The organism is Pseudomonas syringae group sp. J254-4, from assembly GCF_032586855.1.
GTDB classification, from domain to species: Bacteria; Pseudomonadota; Gammaproteobacteria; order Pseudomonadales; family Pseudomonadaceae; genus Aquipseudomonas; species Aquipseudomonas amygdali.
Genome location: NZ_JAWHOO010000031.1, coordinates 33109 through 48427, shown reverse-complemented (window position 1 = coordinate 48427; position 15319 = coordinate 33109). Strand labels below are relative to the sequence as shown.

General features: G+C 55.8%; 15 protein-coding genes and 1 pseudogene. 4 read left to right on the top strand and 12 right to left on the bottom strand.

The window, feature by feature from the left end:
• Positions 1-225 precede the first annotated feature (225 nt).
• The 7 genes from RYB09_RS25265 to RYB09_RS25235 all read right to left on the bottom strand — a co-directional run bounded on the left by RYB09_RS25265 (position 226) and on the right by RYB09_RS25235 (position 8053).
• Positions 226-3072, bottom strand: coding sequence for a class I adenylate cyclase (locus tag RYB09_RS25265; RefSeq protein ID WP_316890711.1), 2847 nt, complete (start codon positions 3070-3072; stop codon positions 226-228).
• A gap of 183 nt (positions 3073-3255) precedes the next feature.
• Positions 3256-3504: a TIGR02647 family protein gene (locus RYB09_RS25260; protein WP_003367562.1), complete on the bottom strand. Its 249-nt coding sequence runs from the start codon at positions 3502-3504 to the stop codon at positions 3256-3258.
• 216 nt (positions 3505-3720) lie between these two features.
• Positions 3721-3996, bottom strand: a complete 276-nt coding sequence (locus RYB09_RS25255) for a hypothetical protein (RefSeq protein WP_080394867.1) — start codon at positions 3994-3996, stop codon at positions 3721-3723.
• 91 nt (positions 3997-4087) lie between these two features.
• Positions 4088-5419 (bottom strand): glutamate/aspartate:proton symporter GltP, encoded by a 1332-nt coding sequence (gene gltP / locus RYB09_RS25250; protein WP_002555824.1) that lies wholly within the window; start codon positions 5417-5419, stop codon positions 4088-4090.
• Between the two features lie 456 nt (positions 5420-5875).
• Positions 5876-6781, bottom strand: coding sequence for a 30S ribosomal protein S6--L-glutamate ligase (rimK, locus tag RYB09_RS25245; RefSeq protein ID WP_003318100.1), 906 nt, complete (start codon positions 6779-6781; stop codon positions 5876-5878).
• A complete protein-coding gene (locus RYB09_RS25240) occupies positions 6778-7221 on the bottom strand; it encodes an ATP-dependent zinc protease (RefSeq protein WP_170947379.1) in 444 nt (147 codons plus the stop codon). The genes rimK and RYB09_RS25240 overlap by 4 nt, the downstream gene beginning before the upstream one ends.
• A gap of 49 nt (positions 7222-7270) precedes the next feature.
• Positions 7271-8053 carry an EAL domain-containing protein gene (locus RYB09_RS25235; protein ID WP_316890708.1) on the bottom strand — a complete coding sequence of 261 codons (783 nt, stop codon included), beginning with the start codon at positions 8051-8053 and terminating at the stop codon, positions 7271-7273.
• A 171-nt stretch (positions 8054-8224) separates the two neighbouring features.
• Between RYB09_RS25235 and RYB09_RS25230 the strand changes: the two genes are divergently transcribed.
• From RYB09_RS25230 to RYB09_RS25220, 3 genes are all read left to right on the top strand, one after another.
• A complete protein-coding gene (locus RYB09_RS25230; RefSeq protein ID WP_103735996.1) occupies positions 8225-8632 on the top strand; it encodes an RNA-binding S4 domain-containing protein in 408 nt (135 codons plus the stop codon).
• Positions 8633-8804: 172 nt separating this feature from the next.
• Positions 8805-9707 (top strand): Hsp33 family molecular chaperone HslO, encoded by a 903-nt coding sequence (gene hslO / locus RYB09_RS25225; protein ID WP_122259072.1) that lies wholly within the window; start codon positions 8805-8807, stop codon positions 9705-9707.
• Between the two features lie 179 nt (positions 9708-9886).
• On the top strand, positions 9887-11431 hold the full coding sequence (locus RYB09_RS25220) for a phosphoenolpyruvate carboxykinase (RefSeq protein ID WP_005743163.1): 1545 nt from the start codon (positions 9887-9889) through the stop codon (positions 11429-11431).
• 153 nt (positions 11432-11584) lie between these two features.
• Here the strand turns inward: RYB09_RS25220 and RYB09_RS25215 are convergent.
• From RYB09_RS25215 to RYB09_RS25205, 4 genes and pseudogenes are all read right to left on the bottom strand, one after another.
• Positions 11585-11779, bottom strand: a pseudogene (locus RYB09_RS25215) (T6SS amidase immunity protein Tai4 family protein); the annotation flags it as partial.
• A 45-nt stretch (positions 11780-11824) separates the two neighbouring features.
• Complete coding sequence (locus RYB09_RS25210) at positions 11825-12277, bottom strand: hypothetical protein (protein WP_316890704.1); 453 nt, start codon at positions 12275-12277, stop codon at positions 11825-11827.
• Complete coding sequence (locus tag RYB09_RS27375; protein ID WP_410478329.1) at positions 12253-12342, bottom strand: hypothetical protein; 90 nt, start codon at positions 12340-12342, stop codon at positions 12253-12255. The genes RYB09_RS25210 and RYB09_RS27375 overlap by 25 nt, the downstream gene beginning before the upstream one ends.
• Entirely contained in the window at positions 12323-13558 is a 1236-nt protein-coding gene (locus RYB09_RS25205; RefSeq protein WP_316890702.1) for a DUF6402 family protein, read from the bottom strand. Before RYB09_RS25205 ends, RYB09_RS27375 begins: the two co-directional genes overlap by 20 nt.
• A gap of 539 nt (positions 13559-14097) precedes the next feature.
• Between RYB09_RS25205 and RYB09_RS25200 the strand changes: the two genes are divergently transcribed.
• Positions 14098-14598: a GNAT family N-acetyltransferase gene (locus tag RYB09_RS25200; protein ID WP_193601229.1), complete on the top strand. Its 501-nt coding sequence runs from the start codon at positions 14098-14100 to the stop codon at positions 14596-14598.
• Between the two features lie 18 nt (positions 14599-14616).
• On the opposite strand, the gene RYB09_RS25195 is transcribed toward RYB09_RS25200, so the two are convergent.
• On the bottom strand, positions 14617-15189 hold the full coding sequence (locus RYB09_RS25195) for a hypothetical protein (RefSeq protein WP_316890727.1): 573 nt from the start codon (positions 15187-15189) through the stop codon (positions 14617-14619).
• Positions 15190-15319: the final 130 nt, after the last annotated feature.

Here is a 15319-nt window from a genome sequence, read left to right as displayed (position 1 = left end):
GCGCACCAGAGAACACCTATCGTGCCAATGCTCCGCGTTGGCATGCATTTCGTGACGCTCTGCGTCACAAATTTGCGTCGCGCCGCACATTCAAGAGCGGACGCAGAGCGTCCAGAACGGCATTCCCACGCTGGAGCGTGCGGAACGAGAGGCGGCCCGCAGAACACCTATCGTGCCAATGCTCCGCGTTGGAACGTTAGGCGCGCGGGGCAGAACAAGCGTACGTCAGGCCTGGTCCATCGCCTCGTTCAACAGCTTTTCCAGCTCGGCCTTGTGATGCAGGAAGAGGATGCTTTGTCCATGCCGGTCATCCAGCAGCCCGGACAGGTCCAGGTCGGTGATGTAACAGCGATAGCGCTGGGGTTCCAGGCGTTTGCCGAGAATTTGCCGGGCAACGGCGGCATACAACTGGTCGCCATATTCCAGCTCGGAAAACTCGCAGTTGTCGCAGTACAGCGTGGCGCTCAGCTGTCCGGGCGAGGTTTCTTCGATGATTGCCTGCACGTCATAAAACGCCTTGTCCGCCGCAGTCGGTGCCAGCCGATGTTCAACACGCCGGGCAAGCCCAGGGCCGGAAGGCAGCACTTGGTAATACAGGGTTTCCAGCGAAACCGGCTCGGACGGGTCGTCCAGCGGCAATGACGCGCCTCGGCGATAAACCAGCGATTGAAGAAAACGCTGCAGTGGCGTCAGCAGGCTTTGTTCGTCGTGATACGGCAGGCGCTGGTGCCAGAGCGAATTGTGTTCGTCCAGCACATACACGTCGGCATCCGGCTCGTTGATTCGGTAGAACACCTGAATACATTCAGGCTGGCCAAGTGGCAGGATCAGGGCCAGATCGTGGCCGTCGAGTGCCTGAGGGTCCAGATGCAAAGGGCTGTACAACGGCAGCTCTTCACCCAGGTACTTGAACAGGCCTGGCAGGCTGTTGACCACTACATGACCGACCTGTCCGGGTTTGATCTCCAACACGTGATACTGCTGCTGCACCTGAATCAGATAACGGTGGTTCAACTGCCTGGCGAGTAACAACCGGGCCGTGCTGATCAACTCTTCAACCCGCTGGGCGATGGCAGGCGCCCGGTTATGACAGAAGCAGCGCACGCGAATCTGCGGCTGTTTACCGCTCTGCGGCAGGCTGCCGAGCAGTTCACTCATGCAGTCAAGCAGGGCATGCGGGCCGTCATAGCGGCTGACCAGCGTTTCGTTCCAGGTATTGAGGGTGATCTGGTCCAGCGTCAGCACCAGATTCTCCCGGACGCCCGCGTAACTGAGCGAGTCGGTGCGCTCGGTGGTCATCAGAATATTAAGGTCGCGGTGATGCCTGAGCGGGTCGACACCGACATTGACCAGCAACAGTATCTCGCTGGGTGTACTGGGCATGAGCAGCTCGTCGTCGCTGACCTCGGGCAGCGGCAGTTCAATACTCTGCTGCAAGGCACCCAGCAGGTTGAACAACTCGAACTCGCTCAAGTCACTGGCGCCTGGATGCAGCGCCACGCGGGTCGTGGTGTCGATCACGTTGTTGCGGTGGCACCAGGTCAGCAGCTCAAGCAATTCCCGGCTGCGCTTGATCGGCGAAAAGTTCGGCCACTCGTGAATACCCAGGTTGCCGTTGTACAGGGCCCACTGATGCTTGCCTGGCTCGCGCTTGTCAGGAGAATGCACCAGCGTCAGCGTGTCTTCTGCAAGGTCCGGGGCGATGCCCGGATTGATGAACTCGACCTTGCCCGCCTTGCGCTCGAAAGCCGCATACAAACGCCGACCGAGTATGGTCAGGTCACGAGCATTGAGCGCATCGGCGGTGCTTTGCGTTCTGGCGAACCGCGTCTGAAAGCGATAGCTGTAATTGAGCTCGTTAACCAGCGCACGACGCTCGCTGGCCACCTGGCGGACTTTCCACTGGCTGCGGCTGTCGAGCAGCGCCAGTTGTCGTTCATCCCAGCCCCACTCACAGGTCAGGCGCTCCAGCAGCAGGCGTTGCCAACCGGTGTTGCGCTGACGGCTCGATCCGGTGAGCTTTTTGTTGACCTTCAGGTACAGGCTGCGCCGCACCAGTTCCAGCCGCTCTTGCTCGTTGCGTGCCTGTAGATGCTCTTCGATACGCCGGTACACAACCACGTACGGGTCCAGCTCATCCAGGTCCAGCTGGTTGGCAAACACCGCTTGCTTGAAACGCAGGCTCAGGCACTGCACGCGAGGATGCTCGCTGGAATAGACCTCGATCAACAGCAGCTTGAGCACAGACTTGTAGGGCGACTCGATGCCTTTGAACAACTGCCACAATCCGGCACCGATGAACTCGGCCGGAGGAATGTGCGACATCGGACCGAGATCGAGCACCTCGCTGGCGCGGATGAAGCGTTTGCTCAGCAGAGTATGGGTGTAATCCTCATAGTTCTGCTCTTCATAGACCGGCACCAGCCACCACATCGGGGTGCGGCCTGCGAGCCAGATCGCCGTGCGATAAAACTCGTCGAGCAACAGGTAATGCTGGGTAGTGCCGCAGTCGTCAGAGCTGAGCTGCGAATCACGGTCCCCGCGCTTGAAGCGCTGCGGGTCGATCAGGAAAAAGTGTGCTTCTGCCCCCATAGTGGCGGCCCAGGCTTCAAGGGCCTGGCATTTCTTGCGCAGTTCGGCGATGGCCTCTGGCTCCAGCTCACTGTCGTGGCAGACCCATACGTCCATGTCGCTTTGTTCAGCCTGAGCCAGCGTGCCCAGGCTGCCCATCAGAAACAGGCCGTGAATCGGCTGGGGAGCGTTACCACGCCGGACCTTGTACGAGAAGGAGCGCGTCAGGCGTTGCGCTTCAGCCAGCGCCAGCGTGTCCGGTTCGTACTGCGAGACGCCGGCAGGTGTGGCACCGGAAACGTAACCGGGCAGCAGAGGGTGGTTGACGTGAAAGAACAGCGGCAGCAGCGTCAGAACGCTTTGCTGACGCGTCGACATGCCTTCGAGGGCACGCGCGTATCGCCCGTCATTGAGAGACAGGAAACGGTTGCGCAGCTGGCTGAGAACCTTGCGGTCGATGCCCTCATCCAGGTCGGGGCGAATTTCAGGATTACGCGTCATCGCAACTCAAGGCATCTGGCCTGTGCAGGCGTGGAATTACTGAGCAAAGATGGCGGAGAAGGTTTGCAGCCGAGAGAAGAGGATTCAGTCGGGTTGTTATTCTGACGCCAGAATCCTGTATCGACCGGCGTTCAGATAAGTGAAGGGCCTGCCACGCTTTTTTGTGCGCAGGCCCTGCGACCGTCAGGCAGCTTGTTTGGAAACGTTGAGGATGGTCAACAGTGATTGGGCATGTTGAGCGGCCTCAAGCCCGAGGCTGGTCAGATAACCGCCATCGACCTGGGTCGTCAGTCCTTTATCGAAGAGTCTTTGTGCTGCTGCGACGGCCGTGGGCGCCGCTACATGGTGGACTTTGAGGCCTTCCTGGGTGTTTCCCAGATTGAACAGTGCAAGGATTTCCAGTTCGGCAACCAACTCAGGGGTATACGACATAGGTACTCCAGACTTTTTGTAGTAGTACGACCTCACCGGCTGGTGGGTGTGCTCTGGAATCGACGTGTCCGATCTGCGCTCGTCGGTTCTGGATGACCGTTAAAGCCGGTTTGGCGTGTGGCCCCGGAGGATCAAGCGGCAGCGGGGCATTTGCAGTGTAGTCAGCGCCTGAAGTGTTTGCAGCATATATCTTGCTGGCATGCTCGGACCGCAGGATTACTTTTCCGGCGGCAGATCGGGCAGGGCGCGCAGCGCTGCTTCATACCATTGCGTGTCGAACGGACGGTCCTGCTCCAGCAAGGCATCGATCTCGATGGCCAGCACGTGGGCCATCATCTCCAGAATATCCTCACGCTCATAGTTCACCAGGGTCAGCATGTTGAAGACCGCTCTGGCTGCAGGCGGTTTACCAGCTTCGATCTGGTTTTCGATGGCTTCGATCAGGGTCGAGGCAGCAAAGTCTTCTTCGTCATTATCGATGTCGTCGGTCATGGTCACTCCTCAGGTAAGGCAGGCAGTCTAACCGGCGACCTGAAAACAACAAACCCCGGAGGTCCGGGGTTTGTCAGTACATTGGCGAAGATCAGTCAGCCGTCGGCTGGCCCATCGGTACAGGCTCTTTGCTGCGCCAGTGCGGCAGGGAGTTCCAGTAGCGCTCGCCCTTTTCATCGTCGTACATGCCTTCCCAGCGCGAGATGACCAGCACTGCCAGGGCATTGCCGATCACGTTCAAGGCGGTGCGCGCCATGTCCATGATCCGGTCGACACCGGCGATGAATGCCAGACCTTCCAGCGGGATACCTGCGCTGCCCAGCGTTGCCAGCAGCACCACGAAGGAAACACCCGGCACACCCGCGATACCTTTGGACGTGACCATCAGCGTCAGTACCAGCATCAGTTGCGCGCCAATCGACAGGTCAATGCCATACAGCTGGGCAATGAATATCGCCGCAATGCTCTGATAAAGCGTCGAGCCGTCGAGGTTGAACGAGTAACCCGTCGGCACCACGAAGCTGCAGATCGCTTTCGGCGCACCATAGGCTTCCATCTTCTGGATCACGCGTGGCAGTACGGTTTCGGAGCTGGCGGTGGAGTAGGACAGAATCAGCTCGTCCTTGAAGATGCGCATCAGCCTGATCACCGAGAAGCCGAATGCCCGAGCGATCAGTCCCAGCACCACGAAGGCAAAGAAAGCGATGGCCACGTACACCAGAATCACCAGCTTGGCGAGCGGCAACAAGGAGGCGAAACCGAAGTTGGCGACGGTCACCGCAATCAGCGCGAACACGCCGATCGGCGCGTAGTTCATGATCATGTGTGTGACCTTGAACATGGTTTCCGAGACGCCCTGAAACAGTTTCACCAGCGGCTCACGGACCTCGGCCTGCAGGCTGGAAAGCCCGAGACCGAACAGCACTGAGAAGAAGATGATCGGCAGCATCTCGCCACGCGCCATGGCAGCAAAGATGTTGGACGGGATCAGGTTAAGAATGGTCGCGATAAACGCGTGATCATGCTGAACTTCGGCGGTGGTCTGCTGGTATTTGGAGATATCCACCGTACCCAGCGTGCTCATGTCGATGCCAGTGCCCGGATGGAACACATTCGCCAGCACCAGACCCACCAGAATGGCGATGGTGGTCACCACTTCGAAATAGAGGATGGTCTTCAGACCGATACGCCCCAGTTTCTTGGCGTCGCCCACACCCGCGATGCCTACAATCAGCGATGCGACAACGATAGGAATAACGATCATCTTGATCAGACGAATGAAGATATCGCCCGCAGGCTGCAGGAGATTGGTGATCCACCAGGCCTTCTCGGCGCTGAAATGGTTGAGCAGCGCACCCACCGCGATACCCAGTACCAGTCCGATCAGAATCTGCCAGGCCAGACTCAGCTTTGCCTTCTTCATATTATTACCCTTGTTCAAAGTGGCTTGGGCAAGTCCAAGACCGATGCGCCGAGCGTGCTTTGCAAAGCAGTTTCAGGGCAGGGGATCCCTTTGGAAATGTCCCGAGAAGGTCACCGCAGACGAGCATCCCGGCTCTGTAGCAGGCGAAAAAAGTCGCAACTATTCCCATGGCACGCGCATACGTCTAATGCCGTAAACGACTACCTCATGCTCAATCGGCATACAAATAAGCAGAAATGTGTTGATTTATGTCGCGAGGCGAGAGGGCTATTCGGCGCGAAGGTGGCTAAAACGTCGTCTTCGGCCTGATGGAGAGAAGCGGGTTTGCAGAAAGAACATAGCGCTGCTGAATCGATTACTCGGCGCATTTAACAGATGTACGGTAGTGCAGTGCTCAGGCCAGCTTATCCGCAGACAAGCTCGTGGCCTGAGCGATTGAGTCGAGTCGCCGCCCTGTCAGCCTTTTCCTTTGGTGCGGGTCATGTGCGGGCCGCTGTTTTTCTCCAGATACTCGATAATCATCCCGGCCACATCCTTGCTGGTGGTGACTTCAATGCCTTCCAGGCCAGGTGACGAGTTGACCTCCATCACCAACGGGCCGTGATTGGAGCGCAGAATATCCACACCCGCCACACTCAAGCCCATGACCTTGGCTGCACGCAATGCTGTCATGCGTTCTTCCGGGGTGATCTTGATCAGGCTGGCGCTGCCGCCACGGTGCAGGTTGGAGCGAAACTCGCCCGGTTTGGCCTGACGCTTCATCGAGGCGATGACCTTGTCACCGACAACGAAGCAGCGAATATCAGCACCGCCCGCTTCCTTGATGTACTCCTGCACCATGATGTCCTGCTTGAGGCCCATGAAGGCTTCAATCACCGATTCGGCTGCCGTGGCGGTTTCGCACAGCACCACGCCGATGCCCTGAGTGCCTTCCAGCACCTTGATGACCAGCGGCGCGCCGTTGACCATCTGGATAAGGTCGGGAATATCGTCAGGCGAGTGGGCAAAGCCTGTAACCGGCAAGCCGATGCCCCGGCGTGACAACAATTGCAGCGAGCGCAACTTGTCGCGCGAGCGGGCAATGGCGACCGATTCATTGAGCGGAAACACACCCATCATTTCAAACTGACGCAACACCGCACAGCCATAGAAAGTCACCGAAGCACCGATGCGCGGAATCACCGCATCGAAGCCCTCCAGAGGTTTGCCGCGGTAGTGGATCTGCGGCTTGTGGCTGGCGATGTTCATATAGGCGCGCAGGGTGTCGATCACCACCATCTCATGGCCACGCTCAATGCCAGCTTCGACCAGACGACGGGTGGAATACAGACGCGGATTACGCGAAAGCACAGCGATCTTCATGCAACACCTGAGGAAGTAGAGGCCGGGAACACCGGCTTGTCTTGTACGTAAGTTATGCCCGGATTGACCACCAGTTGGCCGTCGATCAGCGCTTTGGAACCCAGCAGCAGTCGATAACGCATCGACTTGCGGCAAGCCAGTGTGAATTCCACTGGCCAGATACGATCACCCAGGGCCAGCGTGGTGCGAATGACGTAACGCACCTGCGCGTGGCCGTTGGAGCTTTTAATGGTTTTCATGGCAACCAGTTGCGCCTCGCAGCGGCGATGGCGCAACTGAACCACAGTGCCCAGATGCGCGTTGAAGCGCACCCATTTCTGGCCATCGCGCTCAAAAGGTTCGATTTCGGTGGCATGCAGGCTTGACGTGCTCGCACCGGTATCGATTTTTGCCCGCAGGCCCGCCACCCCCAGGTCGGGAAGCGCCACCCACTCGCGCAGGCCGATGACTGTCAGATGGTCGAATGTCTTCAATGCGATTCCGTATTTCTCAAGACTTCTGCCAGGCGTCAGGTGCTATCTGCGCCAGGGCTTTGAATGCAGGTTTGGCGAACAGATAGCCCTGCATCAGGAAAATGCCGCAATCGGTGAGAAAGTCCCGCTCCTCAACCTGCTCTATACCTTCGGCAATGAGCTTAATCCCCAAGTCCGAACACATTGTGACAACACCACGAACAATAGCCTGACGCGCGCGATCACGATGAATGTCGCGAATCAGGTTCATGTCGAGTTTTATCAGGTCTGGCTGAAAGTCCGCGAGCAGCGTCAGCCCGGAATACCCGGCACCGAAATCATCGATAGCGGTCATAAAGCCGAACTCGCGATATTCGCGCAGAATGTTGCTCAAATGACCATTGTTGTTCACATGCTCGCTTTCGATGGTTTCGAAAATCAAGCGCTCGATAGGGAAGTTGTGTTGCCTGGCGGCCTCCAGCGTACTGCGGATGCACAGCTCGGGACGATACACGGCGTTGGGCAAGAAGTTGATCGATAAACGCTCGGTCATGCCCAGTTTCGCGGCACCAGCAATGGCGGTGGTCCGACAGGCCTGATCGAATCGATAGCGATTCTGGTCTGTGACCTGACTCAGGACTGACATCGCGCCCTCGCCATTGGGCCCGCGAACCAGCGCCTCATGGGCGAAAATCGACTGGTCGTGATGGTTCACGATCGGCTGATAGGCGTAGTCAAACGAGAAATCCAGCTCTGGACTGCCAGTGCATCCAGCACACCCTTTTCTAGGGGCGGTCAACGAAGTTGGAAAATCTGTCACGTCGCGCTCCATATAGGTGTGGGGCAATAAAAAGATGAATAGCTGTTTTTGACAAGCACATATCGGTTACTTCATGTTCATGGGGGCACAGAAAAAGGGGGCGAGCATGTGCCGTCGCTTTGTTTATCTGGCCTGGTAAAGTTCAGACTGTCACATTGATGAGGAATTCAAATGGCGCAAAAGCCAGAAGAAGACGATAAGGTCCGCCTGGATAAATGGCTCTGGGCCGCGCGCTTTTTCAAAACACGTGCGCTGGCCAAAGCGGCTATCGAAAGCGGCAAGGTGCACTGTCGCGGCGAACGTTGCAAGCCCGGCAAGGAGCCGCGTATCGGTGACGAGTTTCAGATTCGCATGGGCTTCGACGACCGCACGGTGGTGGTCGAGGCATTATCCATCGTTCGGCGTGGCGCGCCGGAGGCTCAAACGCTGTATCACGAGACGCCCGATAGCATCGCCAGACGCGAGAACGCGGCGGCTCAGCGCAAGGCCGGCAACCTGGGAGTAACCACCGACGGAAAGCCGACCAAGAAGCAACGCCGGGAGCTTTTCGGTTTCCGCGCCAGCCAGAGCAACGACTGAAACACTGCACCGGGCAGCTCCGGCGATCAGCCCGAAGGGCCAACCCGCTTGGAAGCGCACCGGATAGCTCCTAAAATGCCGGTCAATCCGCATGGCCGCGGCGCTTTCGAGTGCCGGACGGTGCTTGCTCAGCCGCGTGCCATCCAATGTCATTACTTCAGATACCTTCCCTATGCATGATTTACCGGACACCGATTTCACCCAGCGCTTCATCTTCGACGAAAGCGACGTTCGCGGAGAACTGGTCGCTCTGGAGCGCAGTTACGCCGAAGTGCTCGCCAAGCATCCCTATCCGGAGCCGGTCGCGCAGTTGCTCGGCGAACTGATGGCGGCGGCTGCGCTGCTCGTCGGCACCCTCAAATTCGACGGCCTGTTGATCCTGCAGGCTCGCTCCAGCGGCGCAGTGCCATTGCTGATGGTCGAGTGCTCCAGCGAACGTGAGCTACGTGGCATCGCTCGATACGACGAATCGCTGATCAACCCCGGCGCGGGCCTTCAGGACATGATGCCTGACGGATCGCTGGCGCTGACCGTCGACCCGCGCCAAGGCCAGCGTTATCAGGGCATCGTGGCGCTGGATGGGGTCGACTTGTCGGAAAGCCTCTCCAACTACTTCGTGATGTCCGAGCAGCTGGGTTCGCGTTTCTGGCTCAAGGCTGACAGTCATCGTGCGCGTGGATTGCTGCTGCAACAATTGCCTGCCGCGCAGATCACCGACGCTGAAGAGCGTGATGCCAACTGGGAGCATGTCATCACCCTGGCCAACACTCTCACGGCCGAAGAAATGCTGAGTCTGGATAACCAGACCATCCTGCATCGCCTGTTCCACGAAGACCCGGTTCGCCTGTTCGATATTCAACCGATCTGCTTCCGTTGCAGCTGCTCTCGCGAACGATCTGCAAATGCGCTGGTCAGTCTCGGGCTGGAGGACGCGCAGCAATTGGTGATCGAGCACAACGGCACGATCGAGATCGACTGCCAGTTCTGCAACGAGCGCTACCTGTTCGATGCCACTGACGTTGCACAGCTGTTTGCTGGCGGCGGTGTCGATTCGCCGTCTGACACGCGCCATTGATCAGCGCGTAAAGCCCCTCAGAATACGGTATGGGCCCTTGTAATGCTGTTCTGACAGGAGGGTCCTACCATTTCTGGGCATTTCTGGCATAATCCGGCCCACTTTTACGCTGTAGTAGTGGTTGTTTTTTTACTACAAAACCGTTTGGAGCACTCGGCTACAGGCCGACGGGGAACCTCATGACGCAAATCAACAACGCTGTGCACACCGATCTGAGCACCGACGAACTGGTCAAGGAAGCCCTTGCCCGTAACGAAGGCGTACTTTCCGACACTGGCGCACTGGTTGTGGAGACAGGCCATCGTACTGGCCGTTCGCCGGTCGATCGTTTCATCGTTGAAGAGCCGAGCACCCAGGACGCAATCGCCTGGGGCCCGATCAACCGCAAGTTCCCGGCCGAGAAATTCGACGCCTTGTGGAACCGCGTCGGTGCGTACCTCGCCGAGCGCGAGCGCTTCGTTTCCCACGTTCATGTAGGCTCCGATCCTGCGCACTACCTGCCCGTCAAGATGACCACCGAGACTGCGTGGCACAATCTGTTCGGCCGTTGCCTGTTCATCAACCCTGAACAGTACAACCCGGCTGGCAAGGACGAGTGGGAAATCCAGAACGCGCCATGGTTCGTTTGCGACCCTGAGCGTGACGGCACCAACTCCGACGGCACCGTGATCATCAACTTCGCCGCTCGCAAGGTACTGATCGCAGGCATGCGTTATGCCGGCGAAATGAAGAAAGCCATGTTCTCGGTGCAGAACTTCCTGCTCCCGGCTTCGGACGTTCTGCCGATGCACTGCGCAGCCAACATGGGCGAAGAGGGCGATGTAACCCTGTTCTTCGGCCTGTCCGGCACCGGCAAGACCACCCTGTCCGCCGACGAAAGCCGTTACCTGATCGGTGACGACGAACACGGCTGGGGCGAAGGCGTAGTGTTCAACATCGAAGGCGGTTGCTATGCCAAGTGCATCGACCTGTCCGAGAAGAACGAGCCGGTCATCTGGAAAGCCATCCAGCACGGCGCGGTACTGGAAAACGTCGTACTCGACCCGGTTACCAAAAAAGCCGATTACGCCGACAGCAGCCTGACCCAGAACAGCCGTGCGGCCTACCCGCGCGAACTGATCGAAAAACGCGCACCGAAAAACCTCGGTGGCGAGCCGAACGCCGTTATCTTCCTGACCTGCGACCTGACCGGCGTACTGCCGCCTGTGTCGATCCTCAGCGAAGAACAGGCCGCCTACCACTTCTTGTCGGGTTACACCGCACTGGTCGGCTCGACTGAAATGGGTTCGGGTTCGGGCATCAAGTCCACCTTCTCCACCTGCTTCGGCGCACCGTTCTTCCCGCGTCCGGCTGGCGAATACGCAGAACTGCTGATCAAGCGCATCCGTGGCTTCAAATCCAAGGTCTACCTGGTCAACACCGGCTGGACCGGCGGCGGCTACGGCGTCGGCAAGCGCTTCAACATCCCGACCACCCGCGGCGTGATCGCAGCCATCCAGAGCGGCGCACTAATCGGTGCCGAAACCGAGCACCTGGACACCATCAACCTCGATGTACCGAAATCGGTACCCGGCGTAGACACCGGCCTGCTCAACCCACGCAACACCTGGGCTGACAAGGCTGCCTACGACGAAGCCGCCAAGGCCCTGGCTGGTCTGTTCGTGGAGAACTTCAAGAAGTTCGACGTGAGCGACGCCATCAAGGCTGCGGGTCCGAAGTTGTAAGAAGCTTTAATTAGCCTCTTTAAAAAACCGCCTTCATCAGGCGGTTTTTTTTGGTCCTGGAATTGAGTACTTGATGTAGGCCCTTTCAGATTGCGAACCGACGATTGAATCGCGTCCGCACAATCTGCGTGGAAATGTCAGCGTTGGCATCTGTCATTTATTATCTTGCCTATGTGCGTGGCCCGGTTTTATTACAATATTCTTTACCAGAACATTGAATTTTTTACTGTGGTAGAGATCAAGGCACTTTAATAAATCAAACTTTACGCCCTTTACTTCAGAGCCAGCCAGAGGGCTTGTATAGTCTCTGGCTAAATACTTATCAATGAGCGCTTCCACTGCATCAGGGCTTTTCTAAAATCCGTAATAAGCCCATTCGTATGAAGACCAAAATTACAGGGGAAGCCTTGCGCGAATCCATTCCAAGCGTGTAGGAGGCATAGTGATTGCGTGGTCTTTTTGCTCCCTGTCGTCTTGATAGGTGATACTGTTATCAGAAACCTTAAGCGGCTCATGTCCGGGCTGGCCGTCCCAAAAGACCCTATAGTACCTTCTGGCTAATAGCTCGCCTTGATCGTCGGAAATAGTCAACCGGACCCTCTCCATGCCATCGCCATTAAAAAGGCTATTGTTTACCCCGACTCCGCAAATGCTTATCACAAACGTCTTATTGTCAAAGTTCTTTGTGCCTCCGTTTAATTCTTTAGTGTGGTTGTAGCTTTGGCAGTCAGTGCTGTCTAGCACGTTGAATGCAGCGGAGTAAATAACCAAAGCAGTCAGCATGAAAATAAAGAAGAAAAAAGACCTGAGGTACATTTTTCTTACATGGGTTCTGGGGGTTTGCATAATGTATCCAGCTTTATGATAATAGGCTTTTTTAGTTTGTGTATTTCAGGTCTGCTGTAAATCATAAAATCGCCACCTCGACCATGCTTTTTCTCTCCACTCACTATAAGAGCTATTGTACACAGGCCAGTAAACATCTTTCTCCATAAATTTTCTGACAACACCTGTTCTCTTATCTACTGGCTTGTCAATCTGCCCGCCAGGCAAATAGTTCCAATTGACTTTAGTTTCAGTTATAGGGGCACTACCCATATTAGTATGAATTCTCTTACCGTCAACAAGATCACTGACAACAGCAGAATAGGAAAGAATCATGTCATTTTTGTTCCAGTGCCCCAGATATTGACTATTGCCATCATTTTTGTCGCTAAAGGAATAGTTATCTTTCAGGTAGGTATATACACTAGTGATGGTCGCCGTAGCTTCAGCGCAAAAAGTTTTGGTTCTGGCTTTATCGTCATATCTGTAGAATTTTTCCACAGCAACTTCAACCATGCCAATAGCAGCATAGATATTAAAATTTCCTAGCGTGGCAGTGAGATCAGTTAAACTCAGGCCGTCAAGAGTGTTACTTGTTGATATAGCCTGAAATTGAATTTGCCAGTCAATATGAAACTGCCTGATATCCCTTATCCAAGGAGACGTATCAAAGGAAAGATTTGCTGCCGAACTAGAATCATCGAATTTATTTTTTACATGCTTGAGGATTTTTTGTTTAGCACCTGCAATTGCTTTTTCAGAGTAAATTTTTTCCTCAACCAATTCATTAAATTTTTCTGCTACGCTTCCATACTTCAAAGCCCATTTTAATGTCGCTGTTGTGTCATCAATGGGTTGAACTGAATTGGGTTGGTCATTGTAGATATGCTTAGGGTTAGCGAACCACCGTCTGGCGATTTTGGCAGCTGTCGGCCAACCTATTTTGTCCATAGCCAAAGGAACATCCTGAAGATCGAACTTTGGAAGCTTTTCCTTATCTTCCGCATCGCTCTCTAACGTATAGGGCTTTGAGGGTTTGGTTTCCCCGGAGGATGGTTTATTACTTTTAACTTCAGTAAGCGATCTCTTACCTTCCGCTTCTGTTTTTTGCGCTATGAGTTGCTCTTTACTGCGCTCTGTGGGCTTTAAGACTACTTGACCGGGCGCGCAACGATCATAGGAGATTTCTTGCGAAGTATTGATGGGGACAGCACCTTCTAGTCCATCATTTTCTTTCCATACTTTGCCACGAAAAATAGACCGTTTCATCGTGTAGTAAGGTATTTTCTTTACTTCAGCCATAAACCCTTTCCTTGGTAAAACAATCAAATCCCAAATCCGCTCAGCACCTCTTGCGCAGCGGCAGGACTGCCGGAGCAAAGCAATGCAGGTCTGCATTGTTTAGCCTGTGTACCCAAACCGTCAATTTCGCTGCACACCGGAGTATCAATTCTCTCTCCATGTGACTCGATTAACATTGTGAGCCCGCACGTCCGCGACGTTTGACCGCGTGATGGATGGCCTAGCCTGTGCCGTTCATGCGTCGCAAATTCTGCCCATATGGCTATTGCTTCGGCCACAGCGCATTAGGCCAGTGATCAGCTCAATCGCAGCGGTCGGGAGTTGTCCACCCCGAGTGGTGGAGGGGCAGGACTGATCGCCTGATTCAACGGCAACCGCCGTAACCGCGAGGTCGCCGGAGCCATGTTGTAATTAAACATCTTCGAGTCCGTCCCTCATGCGGACCCCGTAAATGCTCATGAAGACGCTCCGACTTGTCGGGGCGTTTGCTTGTCTGGAATACTGATTTCCATTTGTGACGATGGACAAGGAGGTGGTTTGTGACAGCGACCGGAATTCAGGTACGTCGTTTTGTGCCGAACGATGAGCAAGGTGTGTCGGCATTGATCCTGCCCATCCAGCGTGAAGAATTCGGCATCCCCATCACCGCCGAGGATCAGCCTGATCTGAAGGCGATTCCAGAGTTTTACCAGACCGGCACCGGCGATTTCTGGGTCGCGGTGCAAGGTGATCACGTCGTCGGCAGTATCGCGCTCAAGGACATCGGCTCAGGGCAGGCAGCGCTGCGCAAGATGTTCGTTGCCGCGCCGTTTCGCGGCAAAGAGTTCTCGATTGCAGCCAGGCTGCTGGACCGTTTGATCGAAGAGTCGACTCGCAAAGGCGTGACCGAAGTGTTTCTGGGTACAACCGACAAATTTCTCGCCGCACATCGATTTTATGAAAAGCACGGTTTCCAGGAGATCGCAAAAGAGGATCTGCCTGCGAGCTTTCCGCTGATTGCGGTGGACAGCAAGTTCTACGTGCTGGGTCTGAACCCTTAGTAACGCTGTGGCCGCAGCTCAGCCCAACGGATTAAACCCGCTCGCCGCACTGCAATAGCGTTGGCGAGTGGCGGATTCAGCGAGACGCTTGCACTGCTCCTTGAAATACACCTTGGCACCCTTGCGACACTCCCGATATTCGATTGAGCCTCTACGCCAGTTACGGCACACGCTGGTGCCGTCGATTTGAGCATCTGTAACGATCCATTCAGCGTGATAGGTGCGCTTCCTGTCCCACTGCCACACAACGGCCGACTCAACGAATTGCGCCGCTGCGAGCCTTGGCTGCGGCCTTTGCTGTTGTGCCTTGTAGTGGCTCATGTAGCTCGCAGACACCATGCCCTGTGCGCTTGAATTTTGAAATGTCTCTTGGCCTCTGCCGAATCGACAGGTAGCGACCGTTTCGCCGATGAGATTATCCGGTCCCATGCACTCAGACAGCGTTTGGGGGCGGCCCGGCGTCTCGTGTAGTGGTAGCGGAACAACGGCCGGAGCGTCGGCAACGACGAAAGCAGAAGATAGCGCAGGCGCGGCATCGATTGTTTTCGGCAAATGCTTGTAATGAAACAGGCCGTAAGCGCACAGCCCCATCAGTAAAAGCACCATCAATAGATAGTGCTGGAGCGTCGGAGCACTCCTTGACTTGCGGCGCTGAGCGCGCGCAATTGTGTCTTCCTCGTCGACACTCAAGTTCTCGTAAGCGTTACGGCGATTCTTCATG

What these genes read in the sequence shown, in the direction of transcription:
- RYB09_RS25265 (WP_316890711.1), bottom strand. Translation starts at nt 3,072, where the DNA reads ATGACGCGTAATCCTGAAATTCGCCCCGACCTGGATGAGGGCATCGAC.
- RYB09_RS25260 (WP_003367562.1), bottom strand. Translation starts at nt 3,504, where the DNA reads ATGTCGTATACCCCTGAGTTGGTTGCCGAACTGGAAATCCTTGCACTG.
- RYB09_RS25255 (WP_080394867.1), bottom strand. Translation starts at nt 3,996, where the DNA reads ATGACCGACGACATCGATAATGACGAAGAAGACTTTGCTGCCTCGACC.
- gltP (WP_002555824.1), bottom strand. Translation starts at nt 5,419, where the DNA reads ATGAAGAAGGCAAAGCTGAGTCTGGCCTGGCAGATTCTGATCGGACTG.
- rimK (WP_003318100.1), bottom strand. Translation starts at nt 6,781, where the DNA reads ATGAAGATCGCTGTGCTTTCGCGTAATCCGCGTCTGTATTCCACCCGT.
- RYB09_RS25230 (WP_103735996.1), top strand. Translation starts at nt 8,225, where the DNA reads ATGGCGCAAAAGCCAGAAGAAGACGATAAGGTCCGCCTGGATAAATGG.
- hslO (WP_122259072.1), top strand. Translation starts at nt 8,805, where the DNA reads ATGCATGATTTACCGGACACCGATTTCACCCAGCGCTTCATCTTCGAC.
- RYB09_RS25220 (WP_005743163.1), top strand. Translation starts at nt 9,887, where the DNA reads ATGACGCAAATCAACAACGCTGTGCACACCGATCTGAGCACCGACGAA.
- RYB09_RS25210 (WP_316890704.1), bottom strand. Translation starts at nt 12,277, where the DNA reads ATGCAAACCCCCAGAACCCATGTAAGAAAAATGTACCTCAGGTCTTTT.
- RYB09_RS27375 (WP_410478329.1), bottom strand. Translation starts at nt 12,342, where the DNA reads ATGATTTACAGCAGACCTGAAATACACAAACTAAAAAAGCCTATTATC.
- RYB09_RS25205 (WP_316890702.1), bottom strand. Translation starts at nt 13,558, where the DNA reads ATGGCTGAAGTAAAGAAAATACCTTACTACACGATGAAACGGTCTATT.
- RYB09_RS25195 (WP_316890727.1), bottom strand. Translation starts at nt 15,189, where the DNA reads ATGGGGCTGTGCGCTTACGGCCTGTTTCATTACAAGCATTTGCCGAAA.